At 65.8% G+C, this 18668-nt stretch carries 20 protein-coding genes and 1 tRNA gene; 6 read left to right on the plus strand and 15 right to left on the minus strand.

Features of this window, described 5'->3' with window-relative positions; genetic code table 11:
• Positions 1–3: 3 nt before the first annotated feature.
• From NA10_RS13550 to NA10_RS13570, 5 genes are all read right to left on the minus strand, one after another.
• Positions 4–900 (minus strand): 2-aminoethylphosphonate ABC transporter permease subunit, encoded by an 897-nt coding sequence (locus NA10_RS13550; protein ID WP_067567983.1) that lies wholly within the window; start codon positions 898–900, stop codon positions 4–6.
• Positions 897–2081 (minus strand): ABC transporter ATP-binding protein, encoded by a 1185-nt coding sequence (locus tag NA10_RS13555; protein ID WP_067567984.1) that lies wholly within the window; start codon positions 2079–2081, stop codon positions 897–899. Before NA10_RS13555 ends, NA10_RS13550 begins: the two co-directional genes overlap by 4 nt.
• A 23-nt stretch (positions 2082–2104) precedes the next feature.
• Positions 2105–3172, minus strand: a complete 1068-nt coding sequence (locus tag NA10_RS13560; protein WP_067567986.1) for a 2-aminoethylphosphonate ABC transporter substrate-binding protein — start codon at positions 3170–3172, stop codon at positions 2105–2107.
• A gap of 95 nt (positions 3173–3267) precedes the next feature.
• Positions 3268–3954: a phosphonatase-like hydrolase gene (locus tag NA10_RS13565; protein WP_084514600.1), complete on the minus strand. Its 687-nt coding sequence runs from the start codon at positions 3952–3954 to the stop codon at positions 3268–3270.
• Between the two features lie 16 nt (positions 3955–3970).
• Positions 3971–5086, minus strand: a complete 1116-nt coding sequence (locus NA10_RS13570; protein ID WP_067568114.1) for a TIGR03364 family FAD-dependent oxidoreductase — start codon at positions 5084–5086, stop codon at positions 3971–3973.
• A gap of 160 nt (positions 5087–5246) precedes the next feature.
• On the opposite strand from NA10_RS13570, the gene NA10_RS13575 reads away from it, so the two are divergent.
• A complete protein-coding gene (locus NA10_RS13575; RefSeq protein WP_067567988.1) occupies positions 5247–5975 on the plus strand; it encodes a GntR family transcriptional regulator in 729 nt (242 codons plus the stop codon).
• A gap of 53 nt (positions 5976–6028) precedes the next feature.
• Here the strand turns inward: NA10_RS13575 and NA10_RS35540 are convergent, their stop codons facing one another.
• Positions 6029–6229 (minus strand): DUF397 domain-containing protein, encoded by a 201-nt coding sequence (locus NA10_RS35540; protein ID WP_084514603.1) that lies wholly within the window; start codon positions 6227–6229, stop codon positions 6029–6031.
• Entirely contained in the window at positions 6226–7131 is a 906-nt protein-coding gene (locus tag NA10_RS13580; RefSeq protein WP_067567990.1) for a helix-turn-helix domain-containing protein, read from the minus strand. Before NA10_RS13580 ends, NA10_RS35540 begins: the two co-directional genes overlap by 4 nt.
• A gap of 865 nt (positions 7132–7996) precedes the next feature.
• Here NA10_RS13580 and NA10_RS37540 point away from each other — a divergent pair.
• Positions 7997–8437, plus strand: coding sequence for a VOC family protein (locus tag NA10_RS37540; protein ID WP_067567994.1), 441 nt, complete (start codon positions 7997–7999; stop codon positions 8435–8437).
• Positions 8438–8605: 168 nt separating this feature from the next.
• On the opposite strand, the gene NA10_RS13595 is transcribed toward NA10_RS37540, so the two are convergent.
• Entirely contained in the window at positions 8606–9268 is a 663-nt protein-coding gene (locus NA10_RS13595) for a hypothetical protein (RefSeq protein WP_218021511.1), read from the minus strand.
• Entirely contained in the window at positions 9265–10293 is a 1029-nt protein-coding gene (locus tag NA10_RS13600; RefSeq protein ID WP_218021512.1) for a tyrosine-type recombinase/integrase, read from the minus strand. The genes NA10_RS13595 and NA10_RS13600 overlap by 4 nt, the downstream gene beginning before the upstream one ends.
• Positions 10294–11214: 921 nt before the next feature.
• Between NA10_RS13600 and NA10_RS13605 the strand changes: the two genes are divergently transcribed.
• Entirely contained in the window at positions 11215–11643 is a 429-nt protein-coding gene (locus tag NA10_RS13605) for a hypothetical protein (RefSeq protein ID WP_157556467.1), read from the plus strand.
• Positions 11644–11825: 182 nt separating this feature from the next.
• Here the strand turns inward: NA10_RS13605 and NA10_RS13610 are convergent, their stop codons facing one another.
• On the minus strand, positions 11826–12056 hold the full coding sequence (locus NA10_RS13610; RefSeq protein WP_157556469.1) for a hypothetical protein: 231 nt from the start codon (positions 12054–12056) through the stop codon (positions 11826–11828).
• A gap of 464 nt (positions 12057–12520) precedes the next feature.
• On the opposite strand from NA10_RS13610, the gene NA10_RS13615 reads away from it, so the two are divergent.
• Positions 12521–13111, plus strand: a complete 591-nt coding sequence (locus NA10_RS13615) for a DUF6461 domain-containing protein (RefSeq protein ID WP_157556471.1) — start codon at positions 12521–12523, stop codon at positions 13109–13111.
• A 32-nt stretch (positions 13112–13143) separates the two neighbouring features.
• Here NA10_RS13615 and NA10_RS13620 read toward each other — a convergent pair whose 3' ends face one another.
• Genes NA10_RS13620 through NA10_RS39505 form a run of 3 tightly spaced genes read right to left on the minus strand, consistent with a single transcriptional unit; the run spans position 13144 to position 14245 of the window.
• On the minus strand, positions 13144–13596 hold the full coding sequence (locus tag NA10_RS13620; RefSeq protein ID WP_067568004.1) for a DUF2871 domain-containing protein: 453 nt from the start codon (positions 13594–13596) through the stop codon (positions 13144–13146).
• On the minus strand, positions 13587–14015 hold the full coding sequence (locus NA10_RS13625) for a DUF4267 domain-containing protein (RefSeq protein ID WP_245677189.1): 429 nt from the start codon (positions 14013–14015) through the stop codon (positions 13587–13589). The genes NA10_RS13620 and NA10_RS13625 overlap by 10 nt, the downstream gene beginning before the upstream one ends.
• Positions 14016–14041: 26 nt before the next feature.
• Entirely contained in the window at positions 14042–14245 is a 204-nt protein-coding gene (locus NA10_RS39505) for an amidase family protein (protein ID WP_157556481.1), read from the minus strand.
• Between the two features lie 605 nt (positions 14246–14850).
• Here NA10_RS39505 and NA10_RS13630 point away from each other — a divergent pair.
• A tRNA-Glu gene (locus tag NA10_RS13630) sits at positions 14851–14923 on the plus strand.
• Between the two features lie 104 nt (positions 14924–15027).
• On the opposite strand, the gene NA10_RS13635 is transcribed toward NA10_RS13630, so the two are convergent.
• Positions 15028–16149 (minus strand): epoxide hydrolase family protein, encoded by a 1122-nt coding sequence (locus NA10_RS13635; RefSeq protein WP_067568006.1) that lies wholly within the window; start codon positions 16147–16149, stop codon positions 15028–15030.
• A 141-nt stretch (positions 16150–16290) separates the two neighbouring features.
• Positions 16291–16959: a TetR/AcrR family transcriptional regulator gene (locus tag NA10_RS13640; RefSeq protein ID WP_245677190.1), complete on the minus strand. Its 669-nt coding sequence runs from the start codon at positions 16957–16959 to the stop codon at positions 16291–16293.
• Between the two features lie 170 nt (positions 16960–17129).
• Here NA10_RS13640 and NA10_RS13645 point away from each other — a divergent pair, with 170 nt between their 5' ends.
• A complete protein-coding gene (locus NA10_RS13645; protein WP_067568118.1) occupies positions 17130–18656 on the plus strand; it encodes an LVIVD repeat-containing protein in 1527 nt (508 codons plus the stop codon).
• Positions 18657–18668: the final 12 nt, after the last annotated feature.

Raw genomic sequence — 18668 nt, forward strand, 5'->3', positions numbered from 1 at the left:
GGTTCAGCTCTCCTTGCGGGCGCTGCTCAGGCGGGCGAACAGCAGCCGGTAGCCGAGGTAGAGGGTCAGCGACAGCAGCACCTGCACCGAGGCCAGCACCGCCGCGCCCGGCAGATCGAAGGTGACGATGCCGCGGGTGTAGATGAGCGCGGGCAGGGTGATGACGCCCTTGGCCCCGGTGAACAGCACGATGCCGAATTCGTTGAGCGTCAACAGCAGTACGAGACTGCCGCCCGCCGCGAGCGCGGGCCACGCCTCGGGCAGCACCACCTGGCGCAGCACCCGCCACGGCGTCGCGCCCAGGCTGGAGGCCACGTCGAGTTGTTCACGGGGCAGCTGCGCGAACGCAGCCAGCAGCGGTCGCACCACGAACGGGGTGAAGAAGGTGATCTCCGCCAGGATGATGCCCCACGGGGTCGACAGGAAGTTGATCGCGGGTTCCTTACTGCCGGTGAGGTTTCCGATGAACGCGTTCACCGCGCCCGCCGTGCCGTACAGGAAGGTGAAGGACAGCGTCACCAGGAATGAGGGCAGCGTCAGCACGGTATCGATGAGCCGCCCGACGAACTGCGCGCCGGGAAACGGTATGAACGCCAGCACGATCGCCAGGAACGTTCCCAGCACCAGGCATCCCACCGTCGAGCCGACCGCGACGGTGATGGTGCGCCACAGCGCCTTTCGCACCGACTCCTCGGCCAGCACGCGGGTCCAGGTGGAGGTTCCGCGCCCACCCGCCTTGGTGGTGGTCGATTCCCACAGCACCCGCACGATCGGGTAGACGGCCAGGAACAGCACCACCAGTACCGGCGGCAGCGTCCACAGCACCGGCCGCCACGACCGCCGCGGTGCGTTCACCTCGGGAGCCGAAGCCGCCGAAGGTGATTCGAGCAGTGCGGTCATGCCCGCACCTCGGAATCGGCCGCGGCGGCATCGGTTCCGATCCCCGGCGGAATCAGCACGCCCGCCGGATCGGGGAATTTGACGCCCACCATGTCACCGGCGACCAGCTCGGTATGGCCCGCGATATCGGCGGTGAACTCGACCGGAATGCCGTCCACGCTCAGCTGCAACCGGGTGGCCGCACCCTTCCACACCGCGGTGATCACGGTGCCGCGCAACGCATCCTGCTCGGTGAGCGGCACGATCTTCACGGTGTGCGGGCGTACGCAGAGCATGGCGTCGGCATCGGGCATCCAGTCCGGGCGGCCGACGCCCGGACGCGGGGCCTCCGCGCGCAGGGTGTGCTCGCCCACGGTGACCAGCGCCGCCGTACCCGACACATGCCGGACCACACTCGGCAGCAGATTCGCACCGCCCAGGAACGAGGCGGTGAAATCGGTGGAGGGTTGCTGCCACAGATTGTGCGCGGTATCTATATCCACCAGCCGGGCGTCGCGCATGACCGCGATCCGATCCGCCAGCGCCAGCGCCTCGGCCTGATCATGGGTCACATACAGCATCGCCGTGTCCGGCAATGCCTTTCGCAGCTGCTGCAACTCACCGAGCATGGACTGGCGCAGTTGCGCGTCCAATGCCGCCAGCGGTTCGTCCAGCAGCAGCACCTTGGGGCGGATGGCCAGCGCGCGGGCGATGGCCACCCGCTGCTGCTGTCCGCCGGAGAGCTCACGCGGCAGTCGTTTGGCATAGGACCCCATGCCGACCATCTCGAGCGCCTCGGTCACCCGGGTGGCGATCTCACTGCGCGGCACATGATGTGCCTTGAGCCCGAAGGCCACATTGTCGTGCACCCGCATATGCGGGAAGAGGGCGTAGGACTGCACCACCACCCCGATCCCGCGCTTGGCGGGGGAGAGGTTGGTGACATCGCGGCCCGCCAAGCGCACCGCGCCCGAGGTCGGCCGGACGAATCCGGCGAGAGCCTTGAGCGCGGTGGACTTGCCGGAACCGCTGGGCCCGAGCAGCGCAACCGTTTCCCCCGCGGCGACCCGCAGGTTGAAATCGGCCAGTGCGACAGTGGATTTACGGCCGCGGCCGTAGGTGACCCCGACCCGGTCGAACACGATGGCCGGTTCGACGGCGGAGGTACCGGTCACCGTGGATGTCGTCAATGCGGAGGACATGGTTGCTACTCCCGAATGTGAAATCAGCTGCCGGTGGCCTTCTGGTACGCGGCGACGTCGGTGTCGAGGGAATCCAGGACCGCGTTCCAATCCGGGTGCACGACATCGACATTGCGAACCAGCGAGGCGGGCGAGAGGGTACCGGCCGGAGCGGCGGCACCCGCGAGATCGGTGCGGGCCGAGACGGCCATGGCATCGGTCAGGGTCTTCTGGGCATCGGCCGAGAGCAGGTAGGTCATCAGCTTCTTGGCCGCGTCCGAATGCGGCGCGCCCTTGGCCAGACCCATCAGGTACGGCAGCGCGACGGTGGTCTGCTTACCGTCGGTGGTGGCGGGGAAGAAGACGTTGAACTTGGAACCCTTCTCCTTGATGGTCGCCAGGTTCATCTGCACATCGCCATTGGCGACCAGGATCTCGCCCTTGTCGACCTTGGCCTGCAACTTGCCGGTGGAGGAGGACGGGCCGACATTATTGGCCTGTAGCTTGGCGAGGTAGTCCAGCGCGCCCTGCTTGCCGTAGAGCTGCTGCAGCAGGATCAGCACCGCGGTGCCGTCACCGGCCTGGCCGGGGGTGGAGTACTGGATCTTGCCCTTGTAATCGCCCTTGAGCAGGTCGTCCCAGGTCACCTTGGCGGCCTCGACGGACGGGTTGGCGATGAAGCAGAGGTAGTTGCCCGCCAGGCTGACCCAGTTGCCGGCGGCATCCTTCTCCGAGGCGGGGAACGCGCTCAGGTCGACGCCGCTGGGCTGCAACAGATTCGACTTGGCGGCCTTCTGCATGAACGGCGGCAGGGTGACGATGACATCGGCCTGCGGGTTGGACTGCTCCTTCTCGACGCGGTTCACGACCTCGCCGGAGCCGGCCTCGACCAGATTGACCGAGATGCCGGTCTGGTCCTTGAACTTCGCGAACTGGGTCTTGTACCAGTCGCCGACACCGTCGGCGGAGTAGACGGTGACGGTCTTGCCGTCGCTCGAATCGCTGCCGGTGCCGCCGCAGGCGGTGAGGCTGAACGCGACCGCGGTGGCCGAGGTGAGAATGAGAGCGGTACGGGCGATGGTGCGTGCGAGGCGGTTGTTCTTATTACGCACGGTGACTGCAACTTTCAGTTCGTGGGGTTGGGGCGTCGAAGGGGCAGTGGGGTTCTCCGCCACCCCTCATGCGAAGCGGCGGAAATCTGTGGGGGTCAGCCGCGTTCGGCCAGCAGCAGGGCGGCGAAGTCGACGACCGACGGCACCACGTGGGTGGCGCCGGCGGCCCGCAGCTGCTCCTCGTTGTGCGCGCCGGTGAGCGTGCCCGCGACAATGCGCGCGCCCGCGGCCAGTCCGGTGCCGATATCGCTGGACGTATCACCCAGCACCGCAACGCGATCCACCGCGTCGATGCCCAGGCGCAGCAGGGCGGTCAGCACCATGTCCGGGTAGGGGCGGCCGCGCCCGGCTTCGGACGGGGCCAGGGTCAGGTCCGCGATCTCGTTCCAGCCCAGGGCATCGAGCAGTTTGTCCTGGGTCCGACGGCTGAATCCGGTGGTCAGCGCCACCTTGATACCGGCCTTGCGCAGCGCCGAAATGGCTTCTTCCGCACCGGGAATCGGGGTCACACCGGCATCGGCGAACTCGGAGTACGCGGCCTCGAAGGCGGCATTGGCCTGCTGCGCCTTGTCCTCGTCGCCGAGCAGGGCGCGAAAGACCACGATCTTGGACTGGCCCATGGTGTCGATCACGTACTGCCGGGCGGCCTCGCGCTCGGGGCCTTCGGCGGGGATGCCCGCGACGGTGGCGGCCTGCTCGAAGGCGCGAATCACCAGGCCGTCGTCGGCGACGGTGGTGCCGGCCATATCCAGGACGGCGAGGTCGATCTGCTTGTCGGACACGGTGTCTCCTTTGACGTCAGAGGTTGAGCAGGTCGGCGGTTTCCTCGCCGAGGGCCGGGCCGAGCGTCATACCGCGACCACCGGGACCGGTGATCACCCAGACGTTGTCGGCGGCCTGCGCGCGGGTCACGATCGCGCCCGGATCGATGGACTGGCTGTAGACGCCCGCCCAGCGGCGCACCACCTGCGGAAGTTTGCGGCCGAGCAGTTCCTCGGCGACGGTGACCAGGTGTTCGTACGGGGCCTCGTCCACATCGAAGTGGAACGGTTCGTCGTACTCGTGGGTGTCACCGATGGTGAGGCCGCCGTGCAGGCGCTGCACGCAGAGCAGCTGCATCTTGTGCTGCGCGGCCGTGAAGGGTTGTGCCTCTTCGTTATTGAGGCGATCCAGCTCCGGCCCCTGGAAGGCCGGGTAGTAGCGGAAGCTGTCGCCGTCGGCGAAGGCGGTGGTGAGATCCTCGCCGAGCGGCGCGGTCTGCATCATCTGCAACCGCACCCGGCGCACCGGGATATCGCCGACGAGTTCGCGGGTGAGGCCGGAGTGCGCCGCGCCCGGGCAGGAGATGATCAGATCGCCCTCGTGGCGGCGGCCTCGATCATCGAGCACCGTGGTGCCGGTGATGGTGCGGGCCTCGGTGCCACCGAAGAAGGTGTAGCGACCCGTCGCCTCCATATAGCGGCGCAGCGCGGGCAGCGCCTGGCGGGACTCGACCGCGCCGTCCTTCGAACAGTGCAGTCCGGCAAGGAATTTGCCGCGCAGCGCCGGATTGACCTTGCGCACATCCTCGGGTTCGAGCAGTTCGAACCCGCGCTCGGCGGCCGACGGATTCTTGACCGCGGCCTCGGCCACGGCGAGCTCGCTCGCACTGCGCACCAGGGTCATCGACCCCGCGGGCCGGAACCCGACACCGGGCACCTTGCCGCCGATCTCCTCCCAGAGCTGGCGCGAGCGCAGCGTGATGTCGAGTTCGTTCGCACTGCGACCGGACACCCACACCAATCCGAAGTTGCGCACGGTCGCACCGCGCGCCTCCGCCTCACGTTCGAGCTGAACGACTTCGTGGCCGCGTCCGATCGCGGCGAGGGCGTGGGCGGTGCCGAGAATGCCGCCGCCGATGATGACCAATCGCATGAGACCCATGGTGGCCAATGGTCTAGACCTAGGAGTGTTTCGTGTGCAAACGCCAGGTTAACAATTGGTATAGACCAATCTTGTGTACATTGGGGGCATGGACACAACGGACGTCGCCGGGCTGGCAGCCCCGCGCTCGGGGGGCCGTGCGCAGGCTGAAATGTCCAGTGCGAGTACCCTTTCCGCGGCGGAAGCCCGCATGCCGAAGTCGTATCGGGTCCGCACCGAACTGGAAGCGCTACTGGCCGAGTTGAACGAGGGCGACCCGCTCCCGTCGGAGCGCGACCTCGCTCTGCGCTGCGGCGTCGCCCGCGAAACCGTCCGCCAGGCGGTGCGCGAACTTCTGGTCGAGGGCCGCATCCGCCGCCAGGGTCGCGGCACGGTCGTCTCCCGCCCGAAAATGGTGCAACCCCTGACCCTGCGCTCCTACACCGAGGGCGCGCTGAAGTTCGGCCGCACCCCCGGTCGCCTGCTGGTCGACTGGACCGATGTCCCCGCCGACGCCGACACCGCCGCGGACCTGGGCCTGACCCCCGGAACCACCGTCATGCACCTGGAGCGCATCCTGCTGGCGGACGGCGAAAGGATCGGCCTGGAAAGCACTTTCATGCCCGTCCCCCGCTTCGCCGTCCTGCGCGACTTCTACAACCCCGAGACATCCCTCTACGCCGCAACCCGTTCGATGGGCGTCGACTACGCCTCCGCCACCGAACGCATAGAAACCGTCCTGGCCTCCCCCCGCGAGGCCACCCTCCTGGAATGCACCACCGCCCTGCCCATGCTTCTACTCCACCGCCGCAGTATCGGAACCGACGGCATCCCGATAGAACGCGTCCGCTCCCTCTACCGAGGCGACCGCATAGCCTTCCAGGCCACCCTCACCGACTGACCCTGTGCGAGTGTGCCCCCGCCCACCGGGCGCACACTCAATCCCGTTGCGCCTCAGCCTTTCCAGATCCCACTGGCAAGGAAGCGATCCCACTGCTCCCCGGTGAATATCAGCGCAGGCCCGCTGGGGCTTTTGGAATCGCGTACTCCGACGTGGCTGGCACCGCGGCCGACAAGGGCGACCTCCACGCATTCGCCACTCGGCTGACTGAAGCTGCTCTTGAACCATCTCGCGCCCGATAGATCCACGGTCATGACGTGTGCTCCTTTGCGTACTTCCGCATCAGCGTGCTGGTTTCGTCCTCGCTCAACGCTAACCGCTGAATGTCGTTGATCGCCCGCCGATATCGGTCGATCACCGCCTCTTGCTCGAGGAAGAGGGCACCTTCGTACCCCTCTGCGTAGACGATCGGTGGCTCCACCACTCGGTTCGAGAGTGGAGGAAATTCCAACAGGGCGAACGCTTGAACCATCAGCCAGAGTGGACTCTCCGCATCGAGCGGGATCATGCGGATGGAGATGTTCGGTCGTTCCGACAACTCGGCGAGGTGCATCAGTTGCTGTGCCATGACGTCGGGTCCGGTTGGCTTGCTGCGCACTATTGCTTCGGACAGAAAAGCGTCTATCCGAAAGGAACTGTCCTGCACACGTTCTTGCCGTCGAACGGTCAGTTCGATTCGTCGCTCCACGTCAACCGGGGACAAGTCGGGGTAGGCGGTGCGAACTATCGCGCGCCGGTAGTCGGGTGTTTGAAACAGCCCCGGAATCAGCGCGAGCTGGTGGGTGGTGAGGTGATTCGCGGCGGATTCCAGGCTCAGATAGTGGTCGAAATGCGCGAAGTATTGATCGCTGTACGCCCGCCACCAACCTTTCGTGGCCCCAGCGATTTTCGCGGCCTGATCCTGCTCGCGGACCTCCTGCCACAGGCTGAGTATCTCGTCCCGCTCGGTTCCCGGATCGTCCACCTCATAGAGGTCGAGCAGGTCCTTGAGCTGAGAGGTTGCGAGTCTGACCTTGTGGCCCTCCTCCAGTCGACTGATGCTCTGTGGCGAAATCTCCGCCTTGATCCCGGCGGCCAACTGACTCTTCTGGGCGCGCTCCCGGAGGCGGCGAAGCGTGCGCCCGAGTGCCCTACGCGGAAGCGATGATCCGGCCATTTCCTTAGCCTCGCTATCTGGGTTGTTCCGTACTGGAATGCCCCGCAGCGGTAGCCCCGTTCTCGAATGCCTCTACTGGGTAGCCCCTAGCTGGACACCAATCATTTTGCCTGAGAACGCCTTAGTGAGTGTTCCAGTTCGTCGAATTCGGGTGTCTACTGAAACCTGGGCGCCATCAACCAGCGGCGACGCAGTATCGAAAGGAGTGTCGAAATGCGGTGGGACACTTGGGCTCTGCTGTCGATCATCGTCCTCTGCCTAGTGGTGATCGCCTGGGCCGCATGGGGATTCCACAGGGATTCCCGTGATGCCCGATATCTCCGACTCCCGCTCGCAACCGGAGGACACCTCACCATCCCACTCGCGAGCGGGCACCCCACGGGATGGCGGCACCGAGGTCGGCACCGAATCCAATTCCAAGGCACCGCATCATGACCAACCCCTTCGCCCACATCCCCCGAACCGACCGCCCCGCCATCTACCACGGCCACCCGTCCGAGGACGCCGTCTACACCGCCGATGACATCGAGCGCCGCCTCCTCGACCACGGTGCCCAATGCGAAGTCGAAAACTGCCCCATGCTCCGCCACCTACGAACCCTGCAATCCCCTCCCGCCCCGAAAAAGCCACAGCACCCTTCCCACCTGCACCTGGTCCGCCCCCACACCAACCACCCCACCCCCTGACAACGGCGGTTGTCCGATTCGTTCAAGACTTATTCACTCCGACTGCGTTGACTGATTGCGGCCGTCGTCGCCATCTCGGTCAGCCCGGGGGCGTGCGGCAGTCACGACGCGGGAGCCCACTGTGCACGCTTCCACGACAACACAAGCATCGGTGCAGACCGGTGAGAGGAGTTCCGGGTATGAAGGCCAATATCTCCGCCATCACCCTGGGTGTACAAGACCTGGAGCGTTCGCTGCGCTTCTACCGGGAGGGGCTCGGGTTGTCCTCGCCCGGGGTCATCGGCACCGAATACGCCCGAGACCAAACCAATCCGGGCGGCGCGACCGCCATGTTCACCCTGGAGAACGGTCTAATCCTGTCTGTCTACGCGCGTGATGATCTGGCCAAGGACGCAGACGTCGCACTCGACCGGATGGCGGGCTCCGCGACGAGCCTGGGCTACTTCGTGGACAGTCGCGACGACGTCGACCGCGTGCTGGAACGCGTCAAGGAAGCCGGCGGCACGGTCGTCCGCGCTCCCTTGGAACGGCCATGGGGAATCTACGCGGGTTATTTCTCCGACCCCGACGAACATCTGTGGGAGGTCGTCTACTTCCTGCACGGCAACAGGCCGAACTGACACCGCACCCGCACACCGCCGAACCCGCCCGCGCCCGGACCTATTTGCGAGCACTGAAACGGCCCGAGTTCACCTCGGACCGTTGATCTTCCGAAGTGGCGGCTGGTGCCCCATCACAACGCACGGATCGCGGCATTACAGGTTGTTCGGAGCCCTCATGGCCTGTGCTCATTCCTCGAACGGTGTGATGTCCGCGCCGGGTGCAAGTCGTTTGCGGGGAGGGTAGATCGGATCCGGGTGGTGTCCGAACAAGTAGTCGCGGAAGGTTCGCAGATATTCGTTCTGATGCTGTTGATCGAGGAACGTGGTCGTGTTCGGGTCGAACCAATCGCTCGGTGTCGGACGTCGAGCGATCACGTAGTCGAGGGCTTCGCGCACCATGTCCCCATAGCTCGGCTCCTCGATGATGGCGCGGCGCAGTTCTGGTGCGTACCGCCACATCTGATCGCCCAGATAGGTGTAGGGCATCTTGCCGACCGGCCACAGCAGACTGTCGACATGCGGGATTTCGTCCCACCACTCCGGCAGTGGGTCGGGGCGCACGGCGGCCCCCGGCTGCGTGGGTGAATCCGTGCGGCGTTCCGGGCCGGAGGCGGGTGCGGCAGGATTTCGGCCGACGCCGCGGGGACGCCACGTCGGCCCGGTCCGGAGGTTGCTGGGCGGATACCAGACGCCGCGCCACACCGGGACTCCGAGAGCGCGAATGTTCACCGCAAGGTTCTCGTCCACAACGATATCCGGCGTGATGCGGCGCACCGGGCGTAACTCCACGCCCGCGGGGAGCAGATCGGCCACCATAGCCAGACAGTCCTGCTCGCCGTAGCCGGTCACACCGACGTACGATCCGGGCCAAGCCGGTTCGCGGTCCCGCTCGAATTCGATCCAGAACCGCCGCACCACGGGCATATTTGTCCCTTCGTGATCACCGATCCCTTGCACGGTAGCAACGTCCGTCCGACGCCCACCACTCGATAATCGGCACGTGCGGATGGTTGAGATGTCGTGTGGCGGAAGCCATGTAGGCGGCGAGTATGTAGTTCGGGTGCCGGTCGAGGTTGGTGCGCGCGGTCGTACTGCATGGTGGTGCGCGGGTCGGCGTGCCGGGCGGCGATCTGGACATCACGCAGGTCCACTCCGGCATCGAGCATGGTGGTGACGAAGGTGTGGCGCAGCATGTGCGGGTGCAACTTGGGCAGCCGTACCACTGCATGCTGGGATAGCCGCCGCAGACGTCTTGTGGCGCAATGCCGGTCCATCCGTCGGCCGCGCAGGTTCAACAGGATCGGACCTCGGACCCGGTTCTCGATGGCGCGGTCGATGGATCGTCCGACCGCGGGCGGCAAAGGTACGAGTGCGATCTTCGTGCCTTTGCCGACGGTGCGCAGCACGCGGTGCCCGTGTTCTTCGCCGAGATCATCGATATACCAGCGGCAAGCTTCGCTGATCCGCAACCCGAGTAGCCCCAGCATCGCAACCAGCGCGAAGTCCGGCGGGCTGTGCGAGTCCCGGGCCGCGCACAGCAGCGCTTCGAATTGCAGGTGTGAAAGTCCCAGTGTCGGTGACTCGTTCGATACTCGCGGCCTTCGCACGTAGTCCGCGGGCGACCTGTCCAGGACGCCGTCGATAACGCAGGTGCGGTAGAAACCCGCCACAACGGTTGGACGGCGGGCGATGGTGGCGGGTTTGAAGCGGCGGACTTCCTGCATCCACCGCATGTACCGTTCGACCTCGGTCCGCGCGACCGCGAGCGGAGTCAGTTGCTGCTCGGTGCACCAGGAGAAATACAGGCGCAGATCGGATTTGGTGTGGATCCGCGAGACCGCGGAGAACCGGGCGAGATAAGCCAGGGCGGCCAACCGGAGCACGAGATCGTTACCGGCGAAGGTGACATCGATGTCAGGTGAGGGAGCCATCCTTCACGATGCCGCCGAATCAGCGAACCGCCCGAGCGGACGCGCGGATCGCGGCATGACAGGACACCGGGACTTCGGCGGGAATCGGTGTACGCCGCGAATCGCGGATTTGTTGCCAGGCGTCCAGCATTCGCGTCTCGATATGATCCCATGGGCAGTGAAAAGTGCGAGCTGAAGTGCCGCGGCCGGGATTCGGAGGACAGGAAAGGTTGCCCCCCGGTCCCACTATGGTTGTCGTTGTCTCGGTGCGACAGGAAGACCATCGCCATCCAGCCGAGCAGATGTGCCGCCATCACCAAGGCCGCCACGGCAGCCATCTGCGCGAGATCACTCTTCTACCAGTGACTTTTGCCATCATTATTCAACTCGAACTCCCACCCCATGATGCCGGTGCATCTCCGTGTCTAAATGCTGTCGGTTGAATACAATTCTCCACCAGCACTTTTGAGTATCCACGCGAGTGCTGACATCGGCCGCCGACATCGCGATCGAAGCGGTCAACCCCACGGTCTCGGACGGGGCGCACTCATTTCGGCATGATGGCGTGTTCGACCAACCTCGAACCGGCTCGGCCAGCTGACATTCCGCCGCGCCCCGCTAACCGCTCTGCCCCGAGCGATCAGCGGCATTACCGCACGTTTGCAGACGGACATCCGCGTCCGATTCGAGCCGAGCGGTGAGTAGCGGGACGGGTCGACTCTGTCTTCGGACCAGGACGCTCGTTGTATCGGACTTCGATCCGGCGGCACGACAGCGTCGTTTGTCAACTCCTGCTCAACCTCGAAACGACCTTCCACCGATGCCTGCACAATGCGAACCGGGCCTGTCCCCCGGCGTCGCGCACCATTTCGTTATGCTGAGAAGATGCCCCGTGCCGGGGATCGCTGCGGGAAAAGGGAAATGTCAATGCGACGAACAGCTTTCATCGTGTCGGCGCTGGTGGTCGTCACCTGCGGCCTCACCGCGGTTGCCGGTAGTGCGGGCGCGGTGGACGATAAGGCGACCTGCGTCTCCTTCAACGATGCCTGGACCGATTTGAACAACCGGCTCGCAGCACTCGGCGGCCCGGGCTCGTTCCCCGAACTGCGGCGGATCTACCTCGACACCGCGGAGGATCTCCGCGTCGTGGCGGACGCCGCGGATCCAGGATCGCTGAAAGACGCGCTCAATACTTCTGCGGCACACATGAATCGGCTTGAGACCGCAACGAACATCGATGACTTCTACAGGGTGATGGAGGATCCCGCTCTCATCGCTGCGTTGCACGCGGCGGGCACTCCCTGCGGTCTCTGATCTCACTGCGCGGCGCGACCGGTCCGGCGTAGTGACCGGTCTCGTAAGCGCGCGCCGCGCAGCGAGTTCGATCGCCGATGGAGTCAGTTCGGAGTCGACCGTCGAACAATCGTGAATCGACCGGTTCGGTCAGCGCGGTATGCGGCATTTCCGTGCGTTGCTGAGATGTAGGGAATCGCAGATCATCGACAACACGATACCGATGAAGCCGCATCGTAACCCCGCCCATCCGGCCCCGTCGTCACGGTCGGTTGCGCGGCAATGGACGAGTACACCTCCGGCGGGCAGTAGGCCCCCGAACAGTCCGAGAAGTCGAACAAGGCGGGATTCTCCACCCACTTACCGAACACCCACAACCCGCAGGACAACACCAACAGCACCCCGAACACGATCACGTACTTCTTGAACCACACGCGCGCCATGGTAGCCCGATACCGCCCCCGTATGGCCCCGTGCATTGATGCACTGAAACTCGGCATGAGCGGGCATTCGAAGTCTGTTGCCGGGAAGGAGATCCGGTCCCATCGTGCACTGGACGGTTCAGTTGTCGAGTGATTCTGCGGTCGGGAGGGCTTGGTTGATGAGAACCGCGGCGATGGCGGCGGTGGTGGGGAGGGATTCGGTGCCTAGTACGGGTGCGGGTCGAGGCGCCGTCCAAGAGAAGGGCTAGTTGTTCGCCGAGTTGCTCGGGGTCGGATGCGCCTGCCTGGCGGGCGGTTTCGGTGAATCGATCCGCGACCGACTGCTTGTAGTCGTGGGCGCGGCGGCGCGCGGGGTGGACGGGGCCGGGTATCTCCACCGGCCGCGACCTTGCAAATACCTTGGCCCCCGGGCGGTCCGGGATGAATGTCGGTGGGTCGTGGCAGTGTCAGCCACTATGACTGGCCTCCAATGGATGTACGGCAGCGATCTACCGCTGATCAACATCACCTTCGCGCGTCAGATCAACGCCCGGGAACTGCTGGATCGGATGGGCGTCGATCAAGAGACGGTGGCGGTGCGCGGACCGGATGACTTCCACTACGACCTGGGCGGCCATCTCTACACCTCCGACGGATATGTGGTCAGCGCGGGGCACTACCGGGCCTGGGCCTGGGCGTGGGAGCACGGCAGTTGGAAAGGTGTCGAGGACAGGGGACTATTGCTGCGCGCCTCGATCGGCACCGCGGCACTGGAACTGCACGCCAGCGAGAAACCGGGCATGGATTTCCGATACGCCGAGAACGGCCGCCTCGTAACGGGACTCAACACCATGAACCTTTTCAAACGCACCGGCACCGACCCGCACCGCTTCGACCCCGAGATCCACGCCCTCGGCGCCCGACTCGAGGAAGGCGAATACGGCCCCGGCGGATCCCTGGGATTGTTCTACAAGCTCGCGGAAAACCTCGGCGTCGGACTACCTCTGGACGACCTCAACAACCGCCCCGTCCTCAGCGGCCGACTCCTGCCCCCACCCTCGCGATAGTCGCCGCGCCGACTGGGCGCCCATACCAACCATCAGATGATCGCCACGTCAGTGTCCTCGGCTTCGATGGCGGCTGTCTTCGCCTGGGGGTCAAGGCATTTGCCGATGGTGATGAACAGCAGCACGAATCCGGCGGTCAGCAGGATATGGCCCAGTCCGGCCACCAGTGCGATCACCGCGCCGCTGTCGTGGCCCAGCACGGTGAGAGTGCCGTGCACCGTCATCATGGCGACGGTCAGCACCAGACCACCGTTGTAGACCCAATAGAACCAGGAGAACAGCGAATGGCCGGTGAGCGCGAAGAGCTTCTCGAGTGCCAGCACGACCAGAAACACCAGCGTGCCGAGTGCGAGCAGATGGGTGTGCACTACCCCCAGCTGGTTCTCGCCGGTGAAGTCGTGCAGTTTGGTGATCTCGCGATAGTAGAAGCCGCTGACCACCCCCAAGATCATGTACACGTGGGCGGTATTGAGGATCAATCGCATGAGCGCGCCTCTTTCAGCAGCAGTGCGCCGGTCGCGGCGACCAGGGACGCGGTCAGCCCGTGCACCCCCAGCGCGGTCGCGGTCGAGCCGCGGCGCAACAGGATGGTGAGCATGTCTCCGGTGGGAATCAGCGCGATCGTCACGGTGGCCACACCGAGGGCGCGGCGCTGCCGTGTGGCCAGCAGCGCCAGCACGATCAGACCGGTGACGACGTCGCGGACGCCTTTGACGGTGCCGAATCCGGCGGCCCGGCCACGCGGCCAATCCGGCAGCCCGAACTGCGGACCCATCTTCTCCGGCGCGATCACATAGCCGGCACCGACACCGATGATGAAAGCGGCGCCGAGCAGTGACAACGCGGTTGCCGCCGGTGAATGGGATTGCGGCACAGTGGGTTCGTTCATTTCGACCCGGGGCATAAGGGTTCTCCTGAGAAAGAAGGGGGTCAGGATCGAGGATCGATCGGTATCGCGAGCCGGAAGGCCGCTTCGATTCGACCGGCGGCGGCCAGCGCGCGATGCTCGGCGAACGGACCGGTGATCAGTTGCACGCCGATCGGAAGTCCCGACCGCGACAGGCCCGCCGGCAGCGTAACCGCGGGCAGCGCAGGGTAATTCGCGGCGACGGTGAGGCGTTGCGCGTCATACAGCGTGTGTCACGGCTGGGTCCCGTGTGACTGTGTAGGTAGTTTCACCCTCAAACCATCGTTGGCATAACGTCACTCGGTCAACGCTCGTTCGAGCAACAATTGATTAGCCGGGCTTAACGACCGCTGCGCCGCATCGCGGGCGGTCGTAAGGGAAGGCCGATCCAAACCCTCCGGCCGCCTGATCCGGCGCGGGCCGGAGGCTTTCACCAGCACCGCCGCGCCGTGGCCACTCCGATCTCCTCCCACCTGCCCTGATGCCGAACCTCGACCCGGTAATCCCGGAGCTGATCAGCGTCCACCACTGGATAATCGGCAGCAGCGCGCATTGCGCCGACACCAAATCCATTCGGCTCATTGACCTTTCGGGATGCAGTGCGCGGTCGGCCCGAGACGGCGACGCTATCGGACATCCGGCGTCATACTGCACAGCCAGGTTTCGTGCCGACATCACCTCCCGCAGGCTCGCCCGCACATACCCCCTCGCCCCCAGTGCGGCCCGCTCGGCGTATGCGTTCGGTCGCGTCGGCACCGCATGCCGGCCTTTCGGAAGTGGGCGGGGAATTCCCTTGTCGCAAGGATTCTCAGTGCTTGTTCTGACGGTCGGTCGCGAAGTAGCTCGGTTGGTCGAGCACCCTTCGCTCAGTCGGGGAGGCGCGGGTTCGGTTCCCGCCTTCGCGACCGATCAGTGTGCACGTTTCGACCTGAGCTCGGCAGCGGCGTGCGTCCGGATCCACCCAGATCTCTACGGCTGGTTGATCTTCCGCCCGCCCTGCGGTGCAGCCTCAGCGAAACAGGCGGAAGAACCCGCGCACCTGCTCGATCAATGACTTCGGTTGTTCGAGCGCGGCGAAATGGCCACCGTGCGGCAGCTCTTCGAACCAGCGCAGGTCGGTGAACCGCAGTTCGGCCTCTCGCCTCGACGGGCGGGTGATGTCGCGCGGGTAGATCGACAGCCCGGATGGCGCGGTCACCCGGTCCCGGAAGTGGGCGAAGCTCTCCCAGTACAGGCGCGCCGAGGACGCGGCCGATGCGGTGAACCAATAGACCGAGATCTCGTCGAGGATCTGCTGCCGCGACAACGCGTCCTCGGGATGGCCGTCGTTGTCGGTCCACGCCCAGAACTTCTCGGCGATCCAGGCGGCCTGCCCCGCCGGGGAATCGGTGAGGCCGTAGCCGAGCGTTTGCGGCCGGGTCGCCTGGATCGCCGAGTAGCCCCGTCCGGTGCGCCGCATCTCCTTCTCGGCCTCGAGATTCGCCAGTTCCGCGGGCGTCGGGTCGTCGAACGTGCCCGCCGCGACGGATCCCAGGTTCAGGTGCACGCCGACAACGCGCTCGGGCGCGACCTCGCCCAGCGCGCCGGACACCGCGGAACCCCAGTCCCCGCCCTGCGCTCCGTACCGTTCGTACCCCAGCGAGACCATCAATGTGTCCCAGGCGCGCGCGGTGCGAGTGACACCCCACCCGGTTGTCGACGGCTTGTCACTCCAGCCGTATCCGGGCAATGACGGCGCGACCACGTGGAACGCGTCCGCTGGGTCACCGCCGTACGCACGCGGGTCGGTCAGCGGGCCCAGGACCTCCAGGAACTCGAGCACCGAACCCGGCCACCCGTGCGTGAGCACGAGCGGGAACGCGTCCGGCTCCGGCGAGCGCACGTGCAGGAAGTGGATGCCCAGCCCGTCGATCGTGTCGCGGTACTGCGGGAACACGTTCAGCCGTTCGGCGAACCCGAAATCGTAGTCCTCGGCCCAACTGCGGCACAGCTCCCGCGCATACGCCAGCGGCAAACCCTGTGACCAGTCGTCCACCGGCTCGCGCTCGGGCCACCGCGTCCGTCGCAGTCGTTCACGCAGGTCCGCGATCTCGCCGTCGGTGATGCGGACCTCGAATGGCTCGGCGGACACGCAAAGCTCCTTACTGGTCGGGATCACTTGCTCGAATCCGCTGCCCTTCGGACGACGCCCTGTCGCGGCAGCATCCACTGGAACCTGGCTCCGCCGACCGGTATTCCGCGCCCCAGCGGACGATGGGCGTTCGCCGACCGGCTAGCTCGCGGAGCCTTCCCGGCGCGGCGTCATCTCGCCGAGGGTGGCGGAGAGGTTGGCCAGGGCGGGGTTTCGTGCGGTCGGGGTGGCTCCGCGGGTGGTGGCGGCGGATGCGTTGTCGGCGGTGAGGCGATGGACGGTGCGTTCGAGGATGGGCAGAATTTCGGTGATTTCCATTGTGCCGGTGGCGAATCGGGCTATCAGGGCCACGACCATATTGGGCAGGATTACCGCTATGTCGTCGATGTAGGACTGGTCCAGGCCGCTCAAGGCGTGTTCGGCGATCGGGAGCAGGGCGGTGAGGCCGTGGGTGTCGAGGCGGTGGCCGCCGGGGGTGGTGCGCGCGTGATGGTAGGCCACCAGCATGGCGGGATGCTTCTCCCACGGTTCGAAGACGCCGCGCAGCACCCGGACCATGGCATCGCGCACCGATTCGCCGGGGACGACGGGCGCTACCTCGGCGTAGGCGTTCTCGGTCATCCACTGTTCGAGGGCCGAGAGGATGAGTTCATCGCGGGTGGCGAAGAGCTGGTAGATCTTGGCGAGTGAGACGTGCGCGCGGCTCGCGACGGTGCGCAATTGGACGCCGTCATAGCCGTTTTCGGCCAGCAGGTCCAGCACCACGGCGATTATTCGCCCGGACGCGTCGGACTCTTGATCTTTACCCACCCCCTCATGGTAACTTCGTTACTGGTAACTCGGTTACCACGTGTGGGTTCCCACCCCGAACCCGATCGACGGCGCACGCTCAGGTCACCCTCCGGCGGGCGAACCGTACTGTGGCTCAACGCATTACGAAAGGCCGCCCTCATCGTGGAGGGCTCATGCCCATGGCTCACATGCTCAGACCTCTGCTACGCCGATCACTCATCCTCGGGGCCACCCTCGCACTGCTGCCCGTCAGCGCCGCCTCCGGGCAGTCGCCCGCCGCAATGAATTCCGCTGTGGCACGGGCGAATTGCGGACCGGAGTCCCATCCCGAATCCGGTCTGCAAGGCGACGTCCCCGCCGCCGACCGCGACAGCGGCCGCAGCAGGGAAGGGTACAGCTGCAATATTCGGCAGCTCGGCGACTACGCCGGGCGCGGCGGCGGAATCACCTCGGTCACCTTCGACCACTGCGCCTATATCGGCACCTTCTTCCCCGGCGATCTCCTCGGCCCCGTCGAGGGCGTGCAGGTGATCGATGTCGCCGATCCGGCGAATCCGGTGCGCACCGCCAACCTCGCCGAACCGGCCATGCTGGCGGGCACGTGGGAAAGCTTGAAGGTCAATGAAACTCGCAAACTGCTGGTCGGCGCGGGCGTACCCTTCCTGACCGGTGCGGGTCTGCTGTCCATCTACGACATCTCCGATTGCGCACACCCGCGACTGCTCAACCCCGGACCGGGAACCGACCTGGCGCTACCGCTTCCGCTCACCTCGCACGAGGGCGGATTCTCCCCGGACGGCAATACCTATTGGAGCTCCGGCGTCGCGCCCGGCCTGATCACCGCCGTCGACATCACCGATCCCGCCGCGCCCCATGTGATCTGGCAGGGGCTGCCCGGACTCTCCATGCACGGCTTCGGATTCGCCGACGACGGCAATCGGATGTACCTGGCCAACAACTTCGGCGGCCTCACCGTGCTGGACATCAGCGCCGTCCAGCGCCGCGACCCGAATCCCATTGTGCCGCAACTGACGAATATGACCTGGACCGACGGCTGGGCCACCCAGCACAACATCCCGGTCAGCTTCGGCGGCACGCCCTACGTATTCGCGGTGAACGAGGCGGGTTCGGGCGGAGTGAAGATCATCGACATCACCGATGATCGAAACCCGCGGATCGTCAATACGATCAAGCTCGAGATCAACCTGCTCACCAATCAGGACAGCATGCTGGCCTCCGCTTCCGGCGGCTCGCTCTTCGGCTACGACGCGCACTACTGCGCCGCCGACCGCCCGGTCGATCCCACCGCCCTGGCCTGCGGCTGGACCTCCTCGGGCATCCGCGTCTTCGATATTCGCGATCCCCTCGACGTGCGCGAGATCGCCTACTACAACCCGCCCGCGCGCACCGGCGAGAACACCGAACGCTGGAACTCACCGCACGCCCTGGCCTCGCTCATCGGCCCGCCGCTGCTCGCCGCGCCCGCCATAGCGCAGGCGGTCATGAACGGGCAGTTCGACCTCTCGCAGGCATTGAGCGCGCGCACCGGACGCATCGCTCTGGGCGACCTCTCCACCGACTGGTGCTTCTCCGCCCCGGAATGGCACGGCAACCAGCTCTGGACCACCTGCGCCGACAACGGATTCCTCGCGCTCGAGCTGGATCCGGCCGTCTACACCCCGCCCGCGGATCAGCGCTCCACCATCGGCTCCTGATCGCCCTGCGGC

The sequence above is a fragment of the Nocardia acidivorans NBRC 108247 genome (genome assembly GCF_001625085.1).
Lineage (GTDB): Bacteria > Actinomycetota > Actinomycetes > Mycobacteriales > Mycobacteriaceae > Nocardia > Nocardia acidivorans.